This is a genomic window from Streptococcus sp. 2018162 (genome assembly GCF_019754175.1).
GTDB lineage: Bacteria > Bacillota > Bacilli > Lactobacillales > Streptococcaceae > Streptococcus > Streptococcus hashimotonensis.
In genome coordinates, this window is the sequence record NZ_JAIJZP010000005.1 from 100,164 (window position 1) to 123,495 (window position 23,332).

The 23,332-nt window shown below is 43.8% G+C and carries 16 protein-coding genes; 7 read left to right on the forward strand and 9 right to left on the reverse strand.

Annotation, left to right across the window (positions count from 1 at the left end):
- Positions 1-231: 231 nt before the first annotated feature.
- A complete protein-coding gene (gene treC / locus K5Q22_RS05980) occupies positions 232-1,857 on the forward strand; it encodes an alpha,alpha-phosphotrehalase (RefSeq protein WP_205013842.1) in 1,626 nt (541 codons plus the stop codon).
- Positions 1,858-2,195: 338 nt separating this feature from the next.
- Here treC and K5Q22_RS05985 read toward each other — a convergent pair whose 3' ends face one another.
- Together K5Q22_RS05985 and K5Q22_RS05990 are read right to left on the reverse strand one after the other, a co-directional pair.
- Positions 2,196-3,416 carry a LysM domain-containing protein gene (locus K5Q22_RS05985; RefSeq protein WP_205013840.1) on the reverse strand — a complete coding sequence of 407 codons (1,221 nt, stop codon included), beginning with the start codon at positions 3,414-3,416 and terminating at the stop codon, positions 2,196-2,198.
- Positions 3,417-3,766: 350 nt separating this feature from the next.
- Positions 3,767-4,750, reverse strand: coding sequence for a Gfo/Idh/MocA family protein (locus K5Q22_RS05990; RefSeq protein ID WP_205013838.1), 984 nt, complete (start codon positions 4,748-4,750; stop codon positions 3,767-3,769).
- Between the two features lie 84 nt (positions 4,751-4,834).
- On the opposite strand from K5Q22_RS05990, the gene rnhC reads away from it, so the two are divergent.
- The 4 genes from rnhC (at position 4,835) to K5Q22_RS06010 (ending at position 9,752) form a co-directional block, all read left to right on the forward strand.
- A complete protein-coding gene (gene rnhC, locus K5Q22_RS05995; protein WP_024400395.1) occupies positions 4,835-5,725 on the forward strand; it encodes a ribonuclease HIII in 891 nt (296 codons plus the stop codon).
- Between the two features lie 9 nt (positions 5,726-5,734).
- The gene (gene lepB, locus K5Q22_RS06000) at positions 5,735-6,364 is read left to right on the forward strand and encodes a signal peptidase I (protein ID WP_205013836.1); all 630 of its coding nucleotides are present in this window, start codon (positions 5,735-5,737) and stop codon (positions 6,362-6,364) included.
- 64 nt (positions 6,365-6,428) lie between these two features.
- Positions 6,429-8,921, forward strand: a complete 2,493-nt coding sequence (locus K5Q22_RS06005) for an ATP-dependent RecD-like DNA helicase (protein ID WP_205013834.1) — start codon at positions 6,429-6,431, stop codon at positions 8,919-8,921.
- A 117-nt stretch (positions 8,922-9,038) separates the two neighbouring features.
- Positions 9,039-9,752 carry a hypothetical protein gene (locus K5Q22_RS06010; protein WP_205013832.1) on the forward strand — a complete coding sequence of 238 codons (714 nt, stop codon included), beginning with the start codon at positions 9,039-9,041 and terminating at the stop codon, positions 9,750-9,752.
- A 167-nt stretch (positions 9,753-9,919) separates the two neighbouring features.
- On the opposite strand, the gene K5Q22_RS06015 is transcribed toward K5Q22_RS06010, so the two are convergent.
- The 4 genes from K5Q22_RS06015 to dinB all read right to left on the reverse strand — a co-directional run bounded on the left by K5Q22_RS06015 (position 9,920) and on the right by dinB (position 13,235).
- Positions 9,920-10,840: a 1-phosphofructokinase family hexose kinase gene (locus tag K5Q22_RS06015; protein ID WP_205013830.1), complete on the reverse strand. Its 921-nt coding sequence runs from the start codon at positions 10,838-10,840 to the stop codon at positions 9,920-9,922.
- Positions 10,841-10,943: 103 nt separating this feature from the next.
- On the reverse strand, positions 10,944-11,570 hold the full coding sequence (locus K5Q22_RS06020) for an NAD(P)-dependent oxidoreductase (protein ID WP_205013827.1): 627 nt from the start codon (positions 11,568-11,570) through the stop codon (positions 10,944-10,946).
- A gap of 135 nt (positions 11,571-11,705) precedes the next feature.
- Complete coding sequence (locus K5Q22_RS06025; protein WP_205013825.1) at positions 11,706-12,125, reverse strand: Rrf2 family transcriptional regulator; 420 nt, start codon at positions 12,123-12,125, stop codon at positions 11,706-11,708.
- Between the two features lie 42 nt (positions 12,126-12,167).
- Entirely contained in the window at positions 12,168-13,235 is a 1,068-nt protein-coding gene (dinB, locus tag K5Q22_RS06030) for a DNA polymerase IV (protein ID WP_014637367.1), read from the reverse strand.
- 315 nt (positions 13,236-13,550) lie between these two features.
- Between dinB and pflB the strand changes: the two genes are divergently transcribed.
- Positions 13,551-15,896 (forward strand): formate C-acetyltransferase, encoded by a 2,346-nt coding sequence (gene pflB / locus K5Q22_RS06035; RefSeq protein ID WP_023369171.1) that lies wholly within the window; start codon positions 13,551-13,553, stop codon positions 15,894-15,896.
- Between the two features lie 454 nt (positions 15,897-16,350).
- Here pflB and K5Q22_RS06040 read toward each other — a convergent pair whose 3' ends face one another.
- Positions 16,351-17,298 (reverse strand): serine hydrolase domain-containing protein, encoded by a 948-nt coding sequence (locus K5Q22_RS06040; protein ID WP_205013823.1) that lies wholly within the window; start codon positions 17,296-17,298, stop codon positions 16,351-16,353.
- Complete coding sequence (locus tag K5Q22_RS06045; protein ID WP_105120238.1) at positions 17,295-18,029, reverse strand: CppA N-terminal domain-containing protein; 735 nt, start codon at positions 18,027-18,029, stop codon at positions 17,295-17,297. The genes K5Q22_RS06040 and K5Q22_RS06045 overlap by 4 nt, the downstream gene beginning before the upstream one ends.
- Before the next feature lie 181 nt (positions 18,030-18,210).
- On the opposite strand from K5Q22_RS06045, the gene K5Q22_RS06050 reads away from it, so the two are divergent.
- A complete protein-coding gene (locus tag K5Q22_RS06050; RefSeq protein WP_205013821.1) occupies positions 18,211-20,478 on the forward strand; it encodes a Xaa-Pro dipeptidyl-peptidase in 2,268 nt (755 codons plus the stop codon).
- Positions 20,479-20,549: 71 nt separating this feature from the next.
- Here K5Q22_RS06050 and K5Q22_RS06055 read toward each other — a convergent pair whose 3' ends face one another.
- Positions 20,550-23,060 carry a G5 domain-containing protein gene (locus tag K5Q22_RS06055; RefSeq protein ID WP_205013819.1) on the reverse strand — a complete coding sequence of 837 codons (2,511 nt, stop codon included), beginning with the start codon at positions 23,058-23,060 and terminating at the stop codon, positions 20,550-20,552.
- Positions 23,061-23,332: the final 272 nt, after the last annotated feature.

The following is a 23,332-nucleotide window of genomic DNA, read 5'->3' on the forward strand; positions in this document are numbered from 1 at the left end:
GACCATCACGACTGTTGCGAACAAAGTTCGCTTCATCTCCAACCTCCAAAGGTTCCCCGAACCTTTGGAGCTATGCGGGGGTGGGAGTGAAACAGTCTGGGGATAGACTGTTTCAGCTCAACAACTAGAAATAAAGACTTGTTGACGAACTCTTTTTGACTTAGTCGAGTTCTTTCCCACTCCCTATCATTGCTTATGCAAGAAGGAAAAAATTAAGAAAGAGAGAGCAAAATGACAATAGACAAACGAAAGGTTGTTTATCAAATCTACCCAAAATCTTACAAGGATACAACTGGAAATGGTGTCGGCGACCTGCGTGGGATTATTGAAAAACTTCCATATCTAAAAGAGCTAGGCATTGATATGATTTGGCTCAACCCTTTCTACCCAAGTCCTCAACGGGACAACGGCTATGACATTTCCGACTATACAGCCGTCAATCATGATTTTGGCACCATGGCTGACTTTGAAGAAATGGTGGCTGTCGGCAAAGAATTGGGCATCGAATTCATGTTGGACATGGTTCTTAACCATTGCTCGACAGACCACGAATGGTTCCAAAAAGCCCTCGCTGGCGACAAGTACTACCAGGATTTCTTTATCCTGCGTGACCAGCCAACTGACTGGGTTTCCAAGTTTGGTGGCAATGCTTGGGCACCTTTTGGCGACACCGGGAAATATTACCTCCACCTCTTTGATGTGACCCAAGCCGACCTCAATTGGCGAAATCCTCATGTTCGCGACGAACTCTTCAAGGTGGTCAACTTCTGGAAAGACAAGGGTGTCAAGGGCTTCCGCTTCGACGTTATCAACCTGATTGGCAAGGATGAAGTCCTTGAAGATTGCCCAGTCAACGACGGCAAGCCAGCCTACACCGACCGGCCAATCACCCACGACTACCTCAAGATGATGAACAATGCTACTTTTGGAGCAGAAAAAGGCTTCATGACCGTTGGGGAAATGTCTGCCACCACCATTGAAAATTGCATTCTCTACACAGCTCCTGAGCGGGAAGAATTGTCCATGGCCTTCAACTTCCATCACTTGAAAGTGGACTACAGGGACGGGCAAAAATGGACCATTATGGACTTTGACTTTGAGGAACTCAAACGCCTCTTCCACACTTGGGGCGAAGAGATGTCAGTCGGAAACGGCTGGAATGCCCTGTTTTACAACAACCACGACCAGCCTCGTGCCCTCAACCGCTTTGTTGATGTAGAGAATTTCCGCAAGGAAGGAGCAACCATGTTGGCCGCTTCTATCCACCTATCACGCGGCACCCCTTACATCTACATGGGCGAGGAAATCGGCATGATTGACCCCGACTACGACAGCATGGACGACTACGTGGACGTCGAGTCTATCAATGCCTACCAGATGCTCTTGGACCAAGGTCACACACCTGAGCAGGCCTTCAAGATTATCCAGGCCAAGTCCCGTGACAATTCCCGCACCCCGATGCAATGGGACGCTTCTGACAATGCAGGCTTCTCAACAGGAACTCCTTGGCTAAAGGCTGGCAAATCCTACCAAACGATTAACGTTGAAAATGAAAAAACAGGCCCAATCTTTACCTTCTATCAAGGGTTGATTCGACTCCGAAAAGAACTCCCCCTCATCTCAGAAGGGGATTACAAGGCAGCCTACAAGGATAGCCAGAAAGTCTATGCCTTTGAACGCTTGCTGAACGGTGAAAAACTACTAGTCCTCAACAATTTCTTCGCAGAAGAGGTTGAACTAGACCTGGCAGACGACTACGCCCACGGTCAAGTCCTCATCAGCAACTATCCTGACAGCAAGTTAGGCAAAAAAATCATTCTCAAACCTTACCAAGCATTGGCGATTCAAGTTAAATAAACGATAAAGCATCCGAAAACAACACTCTACATGTCAATTTTAATTTTCCTAAAATTAGAACCTACCTTCACAGCTCAGTATGTTACTTGTGAAGGCAAGTTCTTGGTTTAAGGTTTCTTTTAGGAATATATTTTATACTGTGATTTGCGCACGAAACAGCTATCTGGGGGGAGATGGCTGTTTCTTCTTTTATAGTCATTTGAATTAACTTTGTCGTCACTTTCGGCTTGCCGTACTCTACGAAAGTGACTTGTTTGAAAGTTAATTCATTCGACTATATTACTACATATAAAGAAATAACCGTTTCAGATAAGGCTGAAACGGTTATTTTTGTAAGTCTAATTAAAAGATACATGCACATGATCGTAATGGTTTTCTGTAACGCTACCACGGTCTGGCATCAGGTTCCATGTATAGGCTGGACCATAGATACTGTCATACGGCGCATAGAAACGCTGTTTCCAAATGATGTAGTTGATATTTTTAGAAGCTAAGTTTGCAACTGCATAAGCTGCCACTTGATCTCCTAGAGCTGAGCTCTCAGGCACCATAAAGTCAATTGCCAGACCTTTACCATGGTCTCCTGAATCACCTGCACGGTAACCAGAGAATGAGGTAATACCAAAGGCATTTGCCACTTCTGCGCGGAAGGCTGCTACCTGAGGTTGCAAACCAACATCATAAGCACTTGTACTTGTTGTAGTGGTTGATAGGGCTGTCACTTGTGGAGTTTCAACTACAGGCTGTTCTACAACTTCCTCTACAGGTGCTTCTACTACAGGCTGCTCTACAACTTCCTCTACAGGTGCTTCTACTACAGGCTGTTCTACAACTTCTTCTACAGGTGCTTCTACTACAGGCTGTTCTACAACTTCCTCTACAGGCGCTTCTACTACAGGTTGCTCTACAACTTCCTCTACAGGCGCTTCTACTACAGGTTGCTCTACAACTTCCTCTACAGGCTGCTCTACAACTTCCTCTACAGGCGCTTCTACTACAGGCTGCTCTACAACTTCTTCTACAGGCTGTTCTACAACTTCCTCTACGGGTGCTGAGTCAGTAACTGATGAAATTTGATCCAACGGAATAACCGTATCCTCAACCGTTACTTGATTGGTTGTTAGGTCAACAGTTGCCTGAACGGTCTCATTTGTGTTTCCCTGAACAGGAGCTTCAATCTCAACCTGAGTCACTTGATTGTTTTGGTCAACAGTCGTCGTCAGTACCGTATCAGGGAAAATCAAGTTGACATCTGCAATTTGATTCATTTTCGCCAGCAAGTCCATATCAATATTCATAGCTGACGCGATGGCTGATAAGGTATCCCCATACTGAACAGTATAGGTCATCTTTCCTTCTTCTTGGACAATTTCTGGGCTAATTTCAGAAACAGTACGTGGAGCCCATTCGAGGGCTAAAACATTTGTCGAAATCATCCCTGTACTAAAGAGGGAAAGAGCCAATGAAGATGTGTATAACATCTTCTTATTGTTTTTCATAATGGGTGTTTTTCTCTTGCGACGCATATGTTGTGGTTTATTTGTTCTCTTACGTTTCATAATCTTATTCCTTCTTTATTTTTGAGATGGTTCTATCTTATCTAAATTAAATCTGAAAAACAAGCCTTCAACCGCTCTTTTAAATAAACTGTCTCCACTATGTAATCTTAGGACTTTTCTGTCACACAATCAATATAAATGTCATCTGACTGTCATATTATTTAGATAATACTCAATGAAAACCAAAAACAGATTCGGCGACGCAGATGCAGATAGAACGAACGTTTACCAAATCAAGTCAACAACGTCTGGATTTTCGAAGAGTATAAGTAAAAAAATAAGAGTAAGGCAGTAATCCAATAATTGGCTACTAACTCACTCTCATTTCTATTTTCGGATTAGTCAAATCCCTACATTTCTTCAGGATAAACCAAGCCCCATTCTTTACGGAGTTGGGTCATGATCTCCATGACATCTTGGGTGTAGGCTAGGTGCATGGTGTTTTCGATGCCTGCGACAGCTTTTTCCATATCCGCAACTTCATAAGAAAGGGCCTTGGCTGTCTCGCCCGCTTCGATTACTTCTTGACTACCATCTTCTGTGTAGGTAATGACTGCCTTCTGACCACGAGGATACTCGTAAAGCTCGATGTAGCCTTTATCGTAGGCAATCGTTCCACGTTTTGGCTGTTTGGCATGGAGGGTCAGTGCGATGGTCGCCATTTCTCCTGCATCATTGCTGAGCAAAATCCCTACCTGCTCGTCCACACCAGTTGGAGCCAATTTAACCTGGGACAAAACCTGGCTTGGCTTTTCCGTCATAAACCAACGGACAAAGGACAGAGCGTAGACACCAATATCCAAGAGGGCACCGCCTGCCAAGTTTTTATTGAAAAAGCGGTTGGTCATATCGTATTCCTTGTAGCTACCAAAGTTCATCTGAATCATCTTCAAAGCACCAAGCTTGCCACTGGCAACCACTTGGCTCAACTGACGATAGATTGGCATATGGAAAATGGTCATGGCTTCTGCCAGGATAACCTGATTTTCTTCTGCCAGTTGAATGGCTTCTGCTAATTCTTCTGAATTAAGCGTAATAGACTTTTCACAGAGGACATGCTTTCCAGCCTTCAAAGCCTTTCTCAAATAATTGATATGGGTATTGTGAGGCGTAGAAATGTAGATAATGTCTACTTCAGGATCCTCAAAGACTTCATCGATTTCTCGATAAACTTTCTCGATGCCATATTTTTGCGCAAATTCCACACCCTTGTCATAGGTACGGTTAGCTACCGAATAAAGATTTCCACCCATAGCCTGCAAGGCCTGAACCAATTCGTTGGCAATGACACCTGTTCCCAGAGTCGCCCATTTATACTTCATTTGCACTTCCATAGTGTACCTCACTTTCTTCTACCATTATAGTAAATTCCACCCTTTTCTGCACACTCTAACTAGCATTTGTGTTACAATAAGAACATGAATACCGTTGTACTAAAGGCATCTGCCCAGCAAAAACAAGCCATGATGGCTCACTATGACCGCTATCGGCAGACCAGCAAAAATCCTTACATAGAAGCATTTTTCAAACTGACCGGTGCCAGCCTGTCCATCTACACTTCTGGAAAAGTCGTTTTTCAGGGGGAAATGGCAGAGCAGGAAGCAGGGCTCTGGGGCTATGAGCCAGAAAAGTCTGGACAGACAACCATACCTGGTCAAAACCTGCCCATGATTGGTACAGATGAGGTTGGAAACGGGTCTTATTTTGGAGGTTTGGCAGTCGTTGCTAGTTTTGTCCGCCCAGAAGACCATGCCTTTCTCAAGTCGCTTGGTGTGGATGATTCCAAGAAAATGACAGACCAAAAAATCTGCCAAATCGCCCCTCTCTTAAAAGAGAAAATCCCCCACCAAGCTCTGCTATTGTCACCGAAAAAATACAACGAAGTCATCGAGCAAGGCTACAATGCGGTGTCTGTCAAGGTCGCCCTACACAATCAGGCTATTTTCCTACTCTTACAGAAGGGTGTCCAGCCTGAGAAGATTGTCATTGACGCCTTCACTTCTAGTCAAAACTATCAAAAGTACTTGAAGAAGGAAGCCAATCAATTTGCCAACCCCGTCACTCTAGAAGAAAAGGCTGAGGGCAAGTATCTGGCTGTGGCAGTATCTTCTATTATTGCTAGAGCTATGTTTTTAGAAAATCTTGTCCAGCTTGGTCAACTAGTTGGGATGAATCTACCGTCTGGTGCGGGCAGTAAATCCGACCAAGTCGCAGCAAGCATCTTAAAACAATATGGCATGGCTGGTCTCAACCAAACTGCCAAACTCCACTTTGCCAATACGCAAAAAGCACAAAAATTATTGAAATGAGGAAAAAATATGGGAGCAATCCAAAAAACAAAACGCTCACCACTAGTCGCCTTCTTAGCTGAATGGGGCATCTTTTTACTGTTTATGGCAGCTTTTTTTGCCAGTCGTTACTTTATCTGGGATCCTGTATCTGTCGATGGCCATTCCATGGACCCAACGCTTCAACACCAAGAAAAACTCATCATGCTAAAAACGACCTCTATCGACCGCTTTGATATTGTTGTAGCCAGCGAAACAGACAGCGATGGCAAGGAAAAACTGATTGTCAAACGTGTGATTGGTATGCCAGGTGACACCATTCGCTATGAAAACGATGTCCTCTATGTTAACGACCAAAAAGTGAACGAGCCTTACTTAGATGAATATCTCGCTGCATTCCAGAAAGATAAACTTCAAGAAGTCTATTCTTACAACAAACAATTCCAAGCTGTGGCCCAATCTGCTGAAGCTTTCACACAAGATGCCAATGGTTACGTAGACTTTACCGTGACAGTCCCAGAAGGACAATACTACCTGATGGGAGATGACCGCCTTGTCTCACTAGATAGTCGTAGTGTAGGAACATTTTCCCGTGAAAACATCAAAGGAGAAGTTGTCTTTCGCATGTGGCCTTTCAATCGTATTGGGACTGTTGATTAATACAAACAAGTTTGGAGCAATCCGTTCCAAACTTCTTTTTTCACTATTTTAGGAACTATTTTCTATGAATGAAGTTTATTTTACCGGTACTATTGACCGGATTATTTTTGAAAATCCTAGTAATTTTTATAAAATCCTTCTCCTTGAAATCGAGGAGACAGACGCAGACTATGATGACTACGAAATTATTGTGACCGGAACGATTGCCGATGTCATTGAAGGAGAAGACTATCGTTTCTATGGCAATCTGGTCACCCATCCCAAGTATGGTCAGCAGCTGCAAATTTCGCGTTACGAACGCAGCAAGCCTACCTCAGCTGGTCTGGTCAAGTATTTCTCCAGCGAGCATTTCAAGGGAATTGGACGTAAAACAGCTGAAAAAATCGTTGAGCTCTATGGCGAGGATACCATTGATAAGATTTTAGCTGAACCTGAAAAACTAACCCAAATCACAGGCCTATCCAGCAAGAATATGCAGGCATTTGTGGAGAAACTCCGCCTCAATTATGGCACCGAGCTGATTTTGGCAAAACTAGCCGAGTATGGCATTCCCAATAAATTGGCCTTTCAAATCCAAGACCAGTATAAGGAAAAAACACTTCAGATTATTGAAGAAAATCCCTATCAACTGGTCGAAGATGTCCAGGGCCTCGGCTTCACCATTGCCGATAGGATTGCGGAAAACTTGGGAATTGCCAGCGATTCCCCCCAACGCTTTCGGGCTGGTATGCTCTTTAGTCTCATTCATCGCTCCATGGAAACAGGCGATACCTATGTGGAGGCTAGAGATTTGCTGGAAGCAACCCTTGAACTGCTGGAAAAATCCCGCCATACAGAGCTGGACCCTGCCGCAGTTGCCAAAGAATTGACGGGATTGATTGCAGACGACAAGGTACAGCAAGAAGGCACAAAGATTTTTGACAACAGCCTCTACTTTGCCGAACACGGTATACATAAAAACCTAACCCGCCTGATGGGGAAAAATGGTTTCAAGCCCTTTCCACGCGCAGACGTTGAGGCTGCCATAGCAGAGCTGGAAAGTATGTCTTCCCTGACCTACGATGACATTCAAAAAGAAGCCATCGTCCAAGCTATTACCAATCCGCTTTTCATTCTGACAGGCGGACCAGGGACAGGAAAAACTACGGTTATCAACGGTATTATCGCGGTCTATGCCATCTTGCATAAGATTGACCTGACTCGCAACCGAGAAGAATGCCCTGTCCTCCTAGCCGCTCCAACTGGACGAGCAGCCAGACGGATGAATGAGTTGACAGGCCTGCCTTCTGCCACCATCCACCGCCATCTCGGTCTGGTAGAAGGACAGGAAGAATCCTACCGTGATGATTATTTGGATGCCGACTTTATCATCGTGGATGAGTTTTCTATGGTAGATACTTGGTTGGCAAACCAGCTCTTCCAGAACATCTCCTCCCAGACCCAAGTTCTGATTGTCGGCGATGCGGAGCAATTACCTTCTGTCAGTCCCGGTCAGGTTCTAGCAGATCTCTTAAAAATTGACAAGCTACCCAGCATCACTCTGGAACGCATCTACCGTCAATCCGATGATTCGACTATTGTTACCCTAGCCAGCCAGATTCGCCAAGGAGCTCTGCCGAGCGATTTCCGTGAGAAAAAGGCTGACCGCTCCTATTTTGAAGCGCAAAACGAACAAATTCCAGCCCTGATTAAACGCATTGTCGGTGCAGCTATCAAGTCAGGCATCCCTGCAAACGAGGTCCAAATCCTCGCACCCATGTACCGCGGTGCCGCAGGCATTGACCAGCTCAACACCATGACCCAGGCCCTGCTCAATCCCCTAGAAGATGGAGAGCTGGAATTTCTCCACAACGAGCAAGCCTTCCGCCAAGGTGACCGGGTTATCCATCTGGTCAACGATGCCGAGGCCAATGTCTTCAATGGTGATTTGGGCTACATCACCGACCTCCTGCCTGCCAAGTACACCGACTCAAAGCAGGACGAGATTACCATCAACTTCGACGGTAGCGAGGTTACCTATCCCCGCAATGAATGGTACAAGATTACCCTGGCCTACGCCATGTCCATCCACAAGTCCCAAGGTAGTGAGTTTCAGGTCGTCATCCTCCCCATCACCCGCACAAGCCACCGCATGCTCCAGCGCAATCTGGTCTACACCGCCATCACCCGCTCCAAGAGCAAGCTCATCCTCCTAGGCGAAATCTCCGCCTTCGACTACGCCGTCAAAAACGCCGGAACCCTCCGCAAAACCTATCTGGTCCCACGTTTCCAAGGGGAAATGGCAGAGCAGGACAGCAAGGAAAGCCTGACTGAAAACAACGAAAGCAAAACAGCCACAGCCAAACAAACCCAGCCACCTGCCCAGTCAGATAGGCTAGAACAAACAGAGCCAATCACAGGAAACTGCCAACAACTCTCCCTTCTTGACCAAGACCAACCAGAAAAAACAAGTGGACAACCCACAGAATACATTTTGACAGTGGACAACCTGCTAACCATCGACCCCATGATTGGTATTGAGCAGGCAGACATAGAGGAATTTTTCAAGATTAAGTAACAAAAAGATTTCTTTTGTTACAAAAATATTACAAATATTACAAAACTATGTTGACAGACTTGGTTTTATTTGCTATACTCTATTTATAAATGGAATGTATAAACGGAGGTCAGTCAAATGAAAAAGATATTCAACTACTCAGTATTGTTGCTTTCTGTAACCTGTCTCTTAACAGCTTGCACATCAAAAACGCAAGAAAGTAAATCAGAGACAGCTACAAGCAAAACTAGTCAATCAAGTACCAAGCAAACTAGCTCCTCCCAGCCTGCTAGTTCCCAAGAAACGACAACCGAAACCAGTTCATCAGTAGAGGCTAGTCAAGAAGTACAACAAGAACAGCAAACCCAGGAAACTCAGAGCTCTCAAGCCGAAGAGAGCATCCTAAGTACCGAAACAACACACACTCAGCTCCTTACCCTACCTGCTACCACTATTCCAGATGGTCTAGTTGGAAAATGGCAAGGAAGCAGCCAACAAGCCCGTTATGTTGAGGTCACTATCAGCGCAGACGGTACCTTTACGACTTACGAAGATTTTCGTCAAAGTGAAGATGAGGAAGGCGACTATCTCATTCACACCTACACAGCTCGAGTGACCGACCTAGTAGAGTATAGCCCAAACCACTACCTTATCCGTGGAGCTGAAGGCAAAGGTTCTGCCCTCCTCCCAGGAGTGACTGGACTAGGTGGAAGAATTGCACCTGGATTTATCCTAGAGGATGGACAATACAAAGTCATTATGTGGGGAAATCCCCTCGACCCATCTGTAGAAGCTGTTTACGACCTGGTATCAGAACCTCATGTATATGTAACCTTGGATAAGGTAGAATAGTAGAGTTCAAGTAACATTATTAAAAGCGAACAGAATTCTGTGCCCAACAGGGATTCTGTTCGCTTTTTTACTTAACTAGATTCCTTCCCATCCCACTCATCAAATCGAGACAGTGAGCGTAGCTTTTGAATTTCAAAAAGTATTAGCCAAAATCCAATAGAATATAATTACACCTCTTCGAAAACTACCTTCACCAAAATTTCTGCAAACTGCTCGGATTGGACTTCTGGGAAATAGTTGAGGCAATTCGCTGTCGCAAAGGCTGCCGCTTCTTTCAAAAAGATTTCTGGGGCTTGACCTTGACTGATTCCCTTGACTAGCAAGCCCAGGTAGAAATCCCCTGCCGCAATAGGATTGCGTGTTTCTTTCTTAGGTGACTGAATTCGGAAGAACCGCTGACCTATTTTTGCCAGACTACCCTTACCTCCCATGGTAATGATGATGTTCTCATGAGGGGTTACATCTTTCAGGATGCCTAAAATAGCTTCAGGGCTTTCTTCATCCAGCTCTGGATAAATATCTTTCAGCTCTTCATTATTGATTTTGATAAGGGCTGGTCTAGCTTGATAAGCCGCACGTAGAGCTGGTCCACTGGTGTCCACTATGGTCAGCACCTCTGGGTATTTTTCAATAAACTGCTGAATATAGTCATCCGGCATCCCCTTCATCAGACTGCCTGAAAAGACTAGGATGTCGCCAGCTTGCAGGCTATTTTCAATCTGCTGAGTGAATTGGTTGAGCAAATCCTCTGTTAGTTCAAAACCTTTTTCATAAAATAGTACTACATCGCCTGTACTGGTTTCAACATAGATATTACACGTCCGAGTATTCTGGCTATTTTCAACCACGCGCAGGGTACTTCCACCATCAGCATTAAGCTCCTGAATATAGCGACCAATCTGACCACCCAAAATAGTATGAATGATGTAGTCTGTCACACCGTTTTCACGGAGGGCATAGGCCACGTTGAAGCTTTTTCCACCAGGATAATCCCTCACTTCCGTCGGTCTCAGGGGAATATTCTTTTCAATTTTTTCAACAAGTAGCGTACGGTCCAGAGCTGGATTGGGACAAATCAAGTGAATCATATCGGTCTCCTTTTTATTTTTATATTATTATACTATATACAAACAAAAAAATAAAAAGATAATTCCTCGACGGAAACTATCTTTTAGACCATTTAATTTTTTTTTATGCAAATACGGAAATTCGTTCCTGCTGGTAACCACCTTTTTCAGCAATGTCAACCAAAGCCACAGCATAGTCAGCATAACTAATATAGCTTTCACCTTGGGTATTGACTTGGAAAACCTCGCCAGCAATAGTGTAGGCACCTGTTTTTGAGCCTTCCGCATCAAAATCGGCTGCAGGGCTGATATAGGTCCAGTTGATAGCTGTCGCCTGACGATAGAGGTCTAGACCAGCACCCATAGCCTCAGCGATTGGCAGATATTCCGCAGGGAAATCTGGTGTATCTTTCAGCATAGCTGTCTGGCTCTCGTCTAAATAAAGACTGCCTGCACCACCAACTACTAAAAGACGAGTTGGACTACCAGCAAGGATGGTCGCTAGATGCTCCGCAAGACGAGCGTGACCCGGCAAGGTTTCTGGTGTCCAAGCACCAAAAGCATTGACTACTACATCAAAGCCTGCCAAGTCTTCCTTGGTAAGAGCAAAAGCATCCTTTTGGATCACTTCTTGGGCTACGCTCTTGTTTTCAGAACGGACAATAGCCGTCACCTGATGACCACGTTCTACTGCTTCCTTTGCAATGGTTTGACCTGCTTGACCATTCGCTGCAATAATAGCTATTTTCATATTGATACCTCACTTGCTTTTGTTGTAATGATTACGTTTACAACATGAGTATAAATCATTTTTGTTGTAATGTCAATCGTTACAATTCAAAAATTAAAAAAATCATCAAACTGATGATCTTTTCATTAAATGTAATTATAGTTCCGCCAGTAAATCAGCAATAGTCGTCTGTGCAAGTTCATTTTCCAAAGCCGACTGAGCATTTTCCAAACGACTATCTAGCAGGGGATGAATATTGCGGCCTACCTGACAGTTTGGATTGGGTTGCTCATGAAAAGCGAATAATTGACCTTTTTCTCCAAACAACTCCACAGCCTGATAGACGTGCAAAAGTGTAATCTGGTCTGGAACCTGTGCCAAGCGAGCACCTCCAACACCACGCGCTACTTCTACCAGACCAACCTCCTTGAGTTGGGACAAAATATTTCTTATAATGACAGGATTAACCCCGACACTGCCTGCAATGCTAGTACTGGTCTGTTTTTCTTTTTCTCCTTCCAGAGCCAAGAGAACCAAGATATGGCTGGCAATGGTAAATCTACTTGAAATTTGCATCTCTTCTCCTTTTTTTCAGTCTATCATAGACTGAAACAGAACTCAAGTTTGAAAATTGGTCACGGTCACACCCAGCAAACGAATCCCTTTTTCAATCTTCCCAATTTCTTCAATTAGTTGACGAACCTCTTTCTCAATCGTTTCCGTCTGGTCCGTATACACCTCTAAACTATGACGTTTCGTCAAGGTAGAAAAGTCACCATAACGTACCTTTAAAACAATTGTTCGCCCCTTTTTTCCATTTCGCTTCAAACTAGCTGCGACCCGTTGGCAGAGACTGATTAGCTCTTTCAGGACATCCTCCTCCCGATAAAGAAGTTTGCGATAGGTTCTTTCCTTTCCAATTGACTTACGAACACGGTCCACTTTAACGGGCGAATTAGAAATGCCCCTCGCTTTCCGATAAAGGTCGAAGCCAAAACGCCCAAATCTATCTATCAAAACCATTTCTGGTACATCTAGCAAATCTTGCCCCGTGTAGACCCCCATCTCATGCAGGCGTTCCACCGTCTTCTTCCCCACACCGTGAAATTTTTCAACAGGCAGGGAGGCGAGAATACCAACAGCATCTTCAGGTAGAATCAAGGTCAAACCGTGCGGTTTTTCCATATCAGAGGCAATTTTTGCCAAAAATTTATTATAGGAAACACCTGCGGAAGCTGTCAGATGCAATTCATTCCAAATATCGTATTGGATAAGCTTGGCAATCTTAACCGCAGAGCTGATGCCCAACTTATTTTCTGTTACATCCAAGTAAGCCTCATCGATAGACATGGGCTCCACCAAATCAGTATAGCGATGAAAAATTTCTCGAACCTGTCGCCCAACTTCCTGGTATTTTTCATAATTGCCAGAAATGAAAATCGCCTGAGGACAACGTTCATAAGCTTCTTTTGAGGACATAGCCGAGTGAATACCAAAGGCACGCGCCTCATAATTACAGGTAGACACCACTCCTCTACCGCCAGATAGTCTTGGGTCAGCCCCAATGATAACAGGTTTGCCCTTCAAAGCAGGATTATCCCTGACCTCAATGGCAGCAAAAAAAGCATCCATATCTACATGAATAATTTTTCTAGATAAATCATTGATTAAGGGAAAAATTAACATGATTGCCTCTTCCTGTTTTCAAGTTTAACTCGCTATATTATACCGCATTTCTTAGGAAGTTTCAGCCTTTAGATTCGTTGAACTAGCCATCTTACCAATACAATAAACGACAGCTTATCACCTTATTACAAATACAAGCAGAAATTCACTTTGAAAATACCAACTCTGTCTTTCAAGTTTTTTCATATTCCTTGAAAGGTTTTTCATTTATTTTCAAGTATTTTTGTCTTGTAGAAAGTGTTTTCAAATGGTATAATGATGACATGTTGGTATTGATACAAAGTCGATACCCAAAAGCATAAAAGGAGAACCCTCATGTCAACAAAAGTTAAAACAAAAAATGTTGCTGAAGACATTTTCGCCCAAGCCTGGGAAGGCTTTAAAGGTACAGATTGGCAAGATAAGGCAAGTGTAACACGCTTCGTTCAAGCCAACTACACTCCATACGATGGAGATGAAAGCTTCCTCGCAGGCCCAACTGAGCGTTCACTTCATATCAAAAAAATCATCGAAGAAACAAAAGCTGGCTACGAAGACACTCGCTTCCCAATGGACGTAGATCGTGCTACTTCTATCGCTGATATTCCAGCAGGTTTCATCGATAAAGAAAACGAACTCATCTTCGGTATCCAAAACGATGAGCTCTTCAAACTCAATTTCATGCCACGTGGTGGTATTCGTATGGCTGAAACAACTCTTATCGAAAACGGCTATACTCCAGACCCACTCCTTCATGAAATCTATACAAAACACGCTACAACTGTAAACGACGGTATCTTCCGTGCCTACACAGCTGACATCCGCCGTGCTCGTCACTCACACCACGTTTCTGGTCTTCCAGATGCATACTCACGTGGTCGTATCATCGGTATGTACGCTCGTTTGGCACTTTACGGTGCAGACTACTTGATGGAAGAAAAAGTAGCTGACTGGAATGCGATTACTGAAATCGATGAAGAATCAATCCGTCTTCGTGAAGAAATCAACCTTCAATACCAAGCATTGCAACAAGTTGTACGCTTAGGTGACTTATACGGTGTTGATGTTCGCAAACCTGCGATGAACACCAAAGAAGCTATCCAATGGACAAATATCGCCTTCATGGCAGTATGTCGTGTTATCAACGGTGCAGCAACTTCTCTTGGTCGTGTACCGATCGTTCTTGACATCTATGCAGAACGTGACTTGGCTCGTGGTACATTTACTGAATCTGAAATCCAAGAATTTGTTGACGACTTCGTATTGAAACTTCGTACAGTGAAATTCGCTCGTACAAAAGCCTTCGACGAAATCTACTCTGGTGACCCAACATTCTTGACAACCTCTATGGCAGGTATGGGTAACGACGGTCGTCACCGTGTTACTAAGATGGACTACCGTTTCTTGAACACACTTGACAACATCGGTAACTCTCCAGAACCAAACTTGACAGTTCTTTGGTCAGACCAACTTCCATATTCATTCCGTCGCTACTGTATGGCAATGAGCCACAAACACTCTTCTATCCAATACGAAGGTGTGACAACAATGGCGAAAGATGGTTATGGTGAAATGTCATGTATCTCTTGCTGTGTATCTCCACTTGATCCAGAAAGCGAAGACCAACGCCACAACATTCAGTACTTCGGTGCTCGTGTTAACGTTCTTAAAGCTCTTCTTTCAAGCTGGAACAACGGCTACGACGATGTTCACAAAGATTATAAAGTGTTCGATGGTGTTGAACCAAATACTTCTGAAATCTTTGACTACGATCAAGTTATTGCCAACTTTGAAAAAGCCCTTGACTGGTTGACTGACACTTATGTAGATGCTATGAACATCATCCACTACATGACTGACAAGTACAACTATGAAGCAGTTCAAATGGCATTCTTGCCAACTCACCTTCGTGCAAACATGGGCTTCGGTATCTGTGGCTTCGCAAATACTGTTGACTCATTGTCTGCTATCAAGTACGCACAAGTGAAACCAATCCGTGACGAAGATGGCTTCATCTACGATTACGAAGTAACTGGCGACTTCCCACGTTATGGTGAGGATGACGACCGTGTAGATGACATCGCGAAATGGCTCATGGAAGCATTCTTCTCTCGCTTGAACAAGCACAAATTGTACAAGAATGCTGAAGCAACTGTGTCTATCTTGACAATCACTTCAAACGTTGCTTACTCTAAACAAACAGCCAACTCACCAGTTCACCGCGGTGTATTCCTCAACGAAGATGGTTCTGTTAACACTTCTAAAGTGGAATTCTTCCCACCAGGTGCCAACCCAACTTCTAAATCTCGTGGTGGTTGGTTGCAAAACTTGAACACTCTTTCTAAACTCAACTTCAAACATGCCAACGACGGTATCTCATTGACAACTCAAGTTTCACCAAAAGCTCTTGGTAAAACATTCGATGAGCAAGTGAACAACTTGGTGACAATCCTTGACGGATACTTCGAACAAGGTGGTCAACACGTCAACTTGAACGTTATGGACTTGAACGACGTTTATGACAAGATTATGGCAGGTGAAGATGTTATCGTTCGTATCTCTGGATACTGCGTAAACACTAAATACCTCACTAAAGAGCAAAAAACTGAATTGACTCAACGTGTCTTCCACGAAGTTCTTTCAATGGACGACCACGCTGCTGAAGTTTCAGGCCAAGCCTAATCAAGCAAACATAAAAGGACTTGCACATGCAGGTCCTTTTTACTATGTCGAAAAATCTTCTGAGTGTTGCGGAAGGATAGTTATAGTCTTTTAGTTTACTTTTAGTACTAGGCAACAAGCTGCAGACAGCTTGTACAGTCGAGTGACTGTGCAAGGTTGGAGATAGCACTTGCGGAGCAAGTCACCCCTGCAGAGTACGGCAAAGCGAGTTCAAATACTCCAGTGGAGTATTTGAAATTGGAAATAAGGAAACGATGTTTCCTCACTCGTCGAAGCAATAAAAGAAAAACTAAACGACTATATACTCAATGAAAATCAAAAGTAGCCTAAGAAACGAAGTCGAAGATAGAACTCTGTTACTTTCTTATTTCAAGGTAACAGGCTGAAAACCTCCACTGGAGCTTTTCACTCATCAAGGCTCTTGACAACGGATAATGTTGATTTTCGAAGAGTATTAGTCAATAGCCTCTTCTTCCTCCAGAACTTGCCGAATCAAGGCCATAACCTGGTTTCTATCCAACTTCCACTGGGCCCGCTCATCCTTGTCAAAAGTACGATTCGAAAGAAAAATCGCAGCTTTCTGCAAGGGACGATTATACATGATAAAGGTCCCCGTATAGCCTGTGTGCGACAACCAGTCCCCCTTCTTATCCCAGGCCAGAGACCGCTTGCGCTTATCATCAAAACCGTAATCCTGCGTTAAATTCGCCGCAAAGTCAGCCGTCAGATAGTGTTCCAAAAAGATTTCCAAATCTTTGACGGTCGAAAAGAGGCCTGCACTTCCCACGTGGAGGCCCAAGACACGCGCCTTGGGATCATGCACCACACCTGCCTTGACGCCACGCACCGTCGGCACCGCCTGACTGACTGGTCCAAAGGAGGTTTGGGACATGCCAAAGGGCTCTAGAACGTCTCGACTAATCAGCTGGTCTAGACTGTCTCTACCTAGTTCCTCCAACAAAAAGCCCAGCAAGAGAAAATTAATGTCTGTGTAGAGGAAATCTTTCTTATCCGTTACGGTAATCTTCAAAATTGCTTCCTTGAGCTGGTCGGCATCCAGACTATCCCGATTGGGAATGAAGGGATCGATACCACTAGTATGGGTCAATAATTGCCGAATGGTGACCTGACTATTCTGAAAGGCTGGATAATAAGACTGCAAGGTCCTATCTAACTCCAAAGCTCCGCTATTAACCAGAAAAGTCGCAAGAGTCCCTACTCCAACCACCTTGGAAACAGACGCCAAATCATAGGTCAAACCTGCCTCAACTGGTAGCTGACCATCCTGGGTCCCTAAATAATATTCCTGCCACTGACCCTTAGAAAAAAGAGCCAGACTGGCACCAGGATAAACTCCTTGCCCAATCTGCTCTGAAACCTTGTCTAAAATTACTTGTCTCATTTTTCGAACCACAATTCAATACCACTTGGGTCAACCGTTTGGATAAAGCTTGCTTTTTTATCTTTAAAGAATGGTCCTTCCAACTGGCTTTCCAAATGTACCCAATCAAAGTCCTGCTCGACGGGAAAACGCAAGCCTTCTAAATCCCAAACTTGTTCTGCAGGAGTTAATAAATCCTTACCTTCTGCTCCAACAAAACGCAAAAAGGCTTGTTGAGGTAGGATAGCCTCATAATAGTCTTGGCTGATACTAGCTTGTGGGGTATTAAGCCAAATAGACTCTACTGAAAAAGCAGTCAGACCAGAAAAGTCATCCTGCACCTTAAATGGAACAGGTGGAAGGATCGCTTTTAGGTCATCAAGAGACGCTTCTGCATGCAAAAGGAAGGTGTCTCCTTCTGGCGACACAGCTTCAAAACCATAGCCATTTTTTCCTTGGTAGAGTTTACTATACTGTGAACCTTGCGCCAGCAAAGCTTCAATTTCAGAGGCATTATCTACTTTTATCACAATTTTATTCAGTTTTTTAAGCCCTTCGACAGCACGGGTGCGATTACCGGGAGATTCTGTCAAAACGAGCTTCGTTTCTGGACTTGTTCTATCTCCAAAATCAGCAAAAGGACCATCTTCTAGCTTGGTTTTCATTCCTAGATTTTCTTCTAAAAATCCTTGATTAATAGCCCTATTATTAATACGTAAAATAGGGACTATAGCTTCATTTTTTCTCAACACGATACATTTCACTCCTCAGTCATTCTACAATATTGTATAAAAAATTTCATCATTTTACAACTAATTGTATCGTCGTTTTATACATTAATATTTTTATATATACTGATAATTTTTAGACAAACACTGGCTTATCAGATATAATAGCTATTATAGACTATTATCCTAAAAAAGAGGAGAATTTATGCGCTTTAATCAATTTTCTTTCATAAAAAAAGAGACCTCTATCTACTTGCAAGAACTTGATTCTCTGGGATTTCAACTGATTCCTAATGCAAGTAGCAAGACAAATTTAGAAACCTTTGTCAGAAAGTGCCATTTCCTGACGGCAAACACCGACTTTGCCCTGTCCAACATGATTGCGGATTGGGACACAGATTTGCTGACCTTCTTCCAGTCTGACCGTGAGCTGACAGACCAGATTTTCTATCAAGTGGCCTTTCAGTTGCTAGGCTTCGTGCCTGGTGTGGACTATACAGATGTGGAGGAATTCCGCAAGACCAGCCAGTTTCCTATTGTCTACGGAGATGTCATCGATAACCTCTACCAACTCCTCAATACTCGCACCAAGTCTGGCAATACCCTGATTGACCAGCTGGTCAGCGACGACCTAATCCCAGAGGACAATCGCTACCACTTCTTCAACGGCAAATCCTTGGCAACTTTTTCGACTAAAAACCTTATTCGTGAGGTGGTCTATGTCGAAACACCTGTTGATACGGCGGGGACTGGACAGACTGACATTGTCAAGGTTTCCATTCTCCGTCCTCACTTTGACGGGAAAATCCCTGCGGTGATTACCAACAGTCCCTATCATCAAGGAGTGAACGATATAGCCAGCGATAAGGCCCTGCATAAGATGGAAGGGGAACTGGCTGAAAAACAAGTCGGTACCATTCAAGTCAAGCAGTCCAGCATCACCAAGTTAGACTTGGACCAGCGAGACCTGCCTGTCAGCCCTGCCACTGAAAGACTGGGCCACATTACTTCTTACTCCCTCAATGACTACTTCCTCGCTCGCGGCTTTGCCAGCCTCCACGTGTCCGGGGTCGGCACTCTGGGCTCGACTGGCTACATGACATCTGGCGACTACCAACAGGTAGAGGGCTATAAAGCGGTGATTGACTGGCTGAACGGTCGCACCAAGGCCTACACAGACCATACTCGCTCGATTGAGGTCAAGGCCGATTGGGCCAATGGTAAGGTGGCGACGACGGGACTGTCTTATCTCGGTACCATGTCCAATGCCTTGGCAACAACTGGCGTGGACGGATTGGAAGTCGTCATCGCAGAAGCAGGAATTTCCTCTTGGTATGACTACTACCGTGAAAACGGGCTGGTGACCAGCCCTGGCGGCTATCCAGGCGAGGATCTGGACAGCTTGACCACCCTGACCTACTCCAAGAGTCTGCAAGCAGGCGACTTTCTCCGCAATAAAGCGGCCTACGAAAAAGGACTGGCGGCAGAACGAGCTGCCCTAGACCGCACCAGCGGCGACTACAATCAATACTGGCATGACCGCAATTATCTGCTCCACGCTGACAAGGTCAAGTGTGAGGTGGTCTTTACCCACGGCTCACAGGACTGGAATGTCAAGCCAATCCATGTCTGGAATATGTTTCACGCCCTACCAAGCCATATCAAAAAGCACCTCTTCTTCCACAACGGTGCCCACGTGTATATGAACAACTGGCAGTCTATCGACTTCCGTGAGTCCATGAACGCCCTGCTCAGTCAAAAACTGCTGGGCTACCAGAACAACTACCAACTACCAACTGTCATATGGCAGGACAATAGCGGTGAGCAAACTTGGACGACCTTGGACACCTTTGGTGGTGAAAACGAGGCTGTCTTGCCACTAGGTACTGGAAGCCAGACCATTGCCAATCAGTATGCCCAAGAAAATTTTGACCGCTACAGCAAATCCTATCCTGCCTTTCACCAAGACCTCTATGCAGGCAAGGCCAACCAAGTCAGCATCGAACTGCCTGTAACGGAGGATCTCCTGCTCAACGGACAGGTCACGTTGAAACTCCGTGTAGCTTCTAGTGTAGCCAAAGGCCTCTTATCTGCTCAGCTATTGGACAAGGGAAGTAAAAAACGCCTAGCCCCAATCCCTGCGCCTAAAGCAAGATTTAGTCTAGACAACGGTCGCTACCATGCCCAAGAAAATCTGCTGGAATTGCCTTATGTGGAGATGCCACAACGCTTGGTGACCAAGGGCTTTATGAACTTACAAAACCGCACCGACCTGATGACTGTCGAGGAAGTGGTACCTGACCAGTGGATGGATGTGACTTGGAAACTGCAACCGACTATTTACCAATTGAAAAAAGACGATGTGCTGGAGCTGATTCTCTACACCACCGACTTTGAGTGTACTGTTCGGGATAATTCTCAATGGCAAATCCACCTTGATTTAAGTCAATCACAGTTAATTTTACCGCACTAATATTTGATTTTCAGTTCTAAAAAGAGGCTGGGCGTTTCCGCCCGGCCTCTTTGTCGCTGTTTCATAATGGTTTAGATCTGATCTTTAGATTTTTTGTTTATAGCTGTAGCGACTACTGCCAAGCTAATTCCAGCTAAACCAAGGCCTACTAAGGCTAGGTTATTGCGTTGTTCACCTGTTGCAGGTAGGGTTGCTTTGTTTGCAGAAGGTGCACCTTTGTGACTCAGTGTCGGATTCGATTGTACTGAAGGAGTTGTTTTTACTTCTTCTTTCTTCATTTCCAAGCTACCTTTTACAAGGATATGATTTTGACCTTCAACAACAGTCTCTGATAATAGGTTGGTTGCGACAACTTTACCATCAACTATGACATCTTGATAAACAGATACTTTTTTACCAGCTTTTCCTTCTTGAAGAAGATATGATTTGCCAAGCGCTAGGCTTGCATCATATCTGATTTCTTCTTTGATAGGGAGAGCTTCTTCTACCTTGCGTTCTTTTGTTATGAAGTCTAGCTTTGGTTTTTCCGCTGTTTTTGGCGCGACTTCTGGAACTGCTGTCTTAGGTGCAGAGTCTTCCGCTTTTGGTTGCTCAGCCTTTGGCATTTCCTCCTTCGGCATGTCTTCTGCTTTCGGTTGCTCCATTTCTGGTTGCTTAGCCTCTGGCATCTGTTTGTCAGACTCTACTTTATCAGTTTTCGGTGCTTCCATTTGTGGTTTGTCCACTTTTGGTTGCTCAGCGTCTGACATTTCCGTTTTTGGTGCTTCCGGTGTTGAAGGAGTCGGCTTATCAGCCTCTGGTTCCATTGGTTTTAGAGCCTCGTCCTCAGCTTTCGACGTAATATCTGGTGTTTTTTCTACTAATGTGCCTTTTGCAATCAGACGGTTGACTGGGGCTTTACGGTCTTCTGAAAGGAGATTACTTGCTATGACATTCCCTTCAACAATCACATCTTGATATTTCTTAACCAATTCGCCTTTTTGACCTTCACGAAGAACCTTTGTCTGACCAAGTGGCAAACTAGCATCGTCTTGTTCTTCAACCATATAATCCAAAATTTCTCGCTCTACTCGCTCTTTGACAGTAAATTCTAATTTTGGTTTTTCAGGCGCTGTCGGTGCTGTATCAGGATGTTTCTCTACTAACATGTTTTTTGCAATCAGACGGTTGACTGGGGCTTTACGGTCTTCTGAAAGGAGATTACTTGCTATGACATTCCCTTCAACAATCACATCTTGATATTTCTTAACCAATTCACCTTTTTGACCTTCACGAAGCACTTTTGTTTGACCGAGCGGCAAACTAGCATCGTCTTGTTCTTCAACCATATAATCCAAAATTTCTCGCTCTACTCGCTCTTTGACAGTAAATTCTAATTTTGGTTTTTCAGGAGCTGTCGGTGCTGTATCGGGATGTTTCTCTACCAAAGTACCTTTTGCAATCAGATGATCAACTGGATCTTTACGTTTTTTGGAAATGAGGGTACTTGCTACAATTGTATCACCAACAATCACATCTTGATAAGTCTCAGACTCTTCGCCTCTCTCACCTTTTTGTCGTTCCTCTTTCTCACCAAGTGGCAAGTTTGGATCTTCCTGCTCTTTCGTTTCGAAATCTAAAAATTGATATGTTGTTCGTGTTTGAACTTTAAAATCTAATTTTGGTTTTTCGGCTACTCTAGGTGCCTCCTTAGGAACTTCTGTTTTGAGGTTATCGCCTTCTATTTCTTCAGCTCTCTCTTTAATCCTTTGGAGTGCTTGTTCTGATTTTTCGACAGATCTTCTAAGTGGATCTCCTTCTTGGCTAAAAGTACCGCTATCCTCTCTTTGCTCTAAATGTTGTTTATATTCTTCTTCAATTTTTTGATCACCTGCATATTTAGTGCGATACTGAGCAACTTCACGCGTCAAGCGTTCCATCGTAATATGGTGTTTAAAATCAGCCAATCTTCCATATACACTTTGAATCTTAGCATCCCCCTCTTCAAGTGTATGAGCAAGTTTTATATCTGCCTCTCCAACACTTGAAAAAGATTCCCAAGTTTCTTTTTGCAGTGAATAATCTGATTTAGTATAATCCCTAAACACCTCCAGCTCTTCCAAATCTCTTTCTAGCTCTTTTACAAGTTTTTTGAGATTTTGAAGAGGTGAATTTTTAACTTCGGTATTCTCTGATATTTCTTCCTTAGCTTCGCTTGTGAGGGCTGCTGGGGCAGGAGTTGGTTCTTCTGATTTTTCAGGTTCAGAGGCTATATTTTGTTCAGCAGACTTCACTTCTGGATCTGCCTTTTCAGCAACTGGAGTTTCTGATATTGCTGGAACTTCTTCCTTAGCTTCTGGCGCAACTTTTGATTCAAGATTCGTATTTTCTGTACTTACTGTTCCAGTAATCTGTACTGTTGGCTCGGTTTCTCCCGTTGGCTGAGTTGCTTCAACTTGAGTAGATTCCGAAGTCACTGTCGTTGCAAAAGCGGTTGTTGTCGAGACCCCAGCCCCAAGTAAGCAAGTGGCAATTAGCACTGAGCCTACACCGACTTTAAATTTACGAATACTATATCTGAATTTTTTCTTTGCAGTTTCCATTTCTATTATTCCTAATTTATATTTTATTATATACTGTTATTGTACCATGATATTCAGGTGTCGGGTGTATTTTTTATATATTAAAACTCTACCGAATAGCTACGTTTCTTCATCATTGAATACATGTAACTCTTTTCTACCATTCGTCAAGCCTTTCAAGGTATTTGATGAACAATATTTTGAATTCAGTAGTCAAAATAAGGAAATTATTTTATTTTGGACTAAAGTTTAGTGTAAAAAGTGTATACAAAAGCAACACCTTATGTTGAAAT

What these genes read in the sequence shown, in the direction of transcription:
- treC (WP_205013842.1), top strand. Translation starts at nt 232, where the DNA reads ATGACAATAGACAAACGAAAGGTTGTTTATCAAATCTACCCAAAATCT.
- K5Q22_RS05985 (WP_205013840.1), bottom strand. Translation starts at nt 3,416, where the DNA reads ATGAAACGTAAGAGAACAAATAAACCACAACATATGCGTCGCAAGAGA.
- K5Q22_RS05990 (WP_205013838.1), bottom strand. Translation starts at nt 4,750, where the DNA reads ATGGAAGTGCAAATGAAGTATAAATGGGCGACTCTGGGAACAGGTGTC.
- rnhC (WP_024400395.1), top strand. Translation starts at nt 4,835, where the DNA reads ATGAATACCGTTGTACTAAAGGCATCTGCCCAGCAAAAACAAGCCATG.
- lepB (WP_205013836.1), top strand. Translation starts at nt 5,735, where the DNA reads ATGGGAGCAATCCAAAAAACAAAACGCTCACCACTAGTCGCCTTCTTA.
- K5Q22_RS06005 (WP_205013834.1), top strand. Translation starts at nt 6,429, where the DNA reads ATGAATGAAGTTTATTTTACCGGTACTATTGACCGGATTATTTTTGAA.
- K5Q22_RS06010 (WP_205013832.1), top strand. Translation starts at nt 9,039, where the DNA reads ATGAAAAAGATATTCAACTACTCAGTATTGTTGCTTTCTGTAACCTGT.
- K5Q22_RS06015 (WP_205013830.1), bottom strand. Translation starts at nt 10,840, where the DNA reads ATGATTCACTTGATTTGTCCCAATCCAGCTCTGGACCGTACGCTACTT.
- K5Q22_RS06020 (WP_205013827.1), bottom strand. Translation starts at nt 11,570, where the DNA reads ATGAAAATAGCTATTATTGCAGCGAATGGTCAAGCAGGTCAAACCATT.
- K5Q22_RS06025 (WP_205013825.1), bottom strand. Translation starts at nt 12,125, where the DNA reads ATGCAAATTTCAAGTAGATTTACCATTGCCAGCCATATCTTGGTTCTC.
- dinB (WP_014637367.1), bottom strand. Translation starts at nt 13,235, where the DNA reads ATGTTAATTTTTCCCTTAATCAATGATTTATCTAGAAAAATTATTCAT.
- pflB (WP_023369171.1), top strand. Translation starts at nt 13,551, where the DNA reads ATGTCAACAAAAGTTAAAACAAAAAATGTTGCTGAAGACATTTTCGCC.
- K5Q22_RS06040 (WP_205013823.1), bottom strand. Translation starts at nt 17,298, where the DNA reads ATGAGACAAGTAATTTTAGACAAGGTTTCAGAGCAGATTGGGCAAGGA.
- K5Q22_RS06050 (WP_205013821.1), top strand. Translation starts at nt 18,211, where the DNA reads ATGCGCTTTAATCAATTTTCTTTCATAAAAAAAGAGACCTCTATCTAC.
- K5Q22_RS06055 (WP_205013819.1), bottom strand. Translation starts at nt 23,060, where the DNA reads ATGGAAACTGCAAAGAAAAAATTCAGATATAGTATTCGTAAATTTAAA.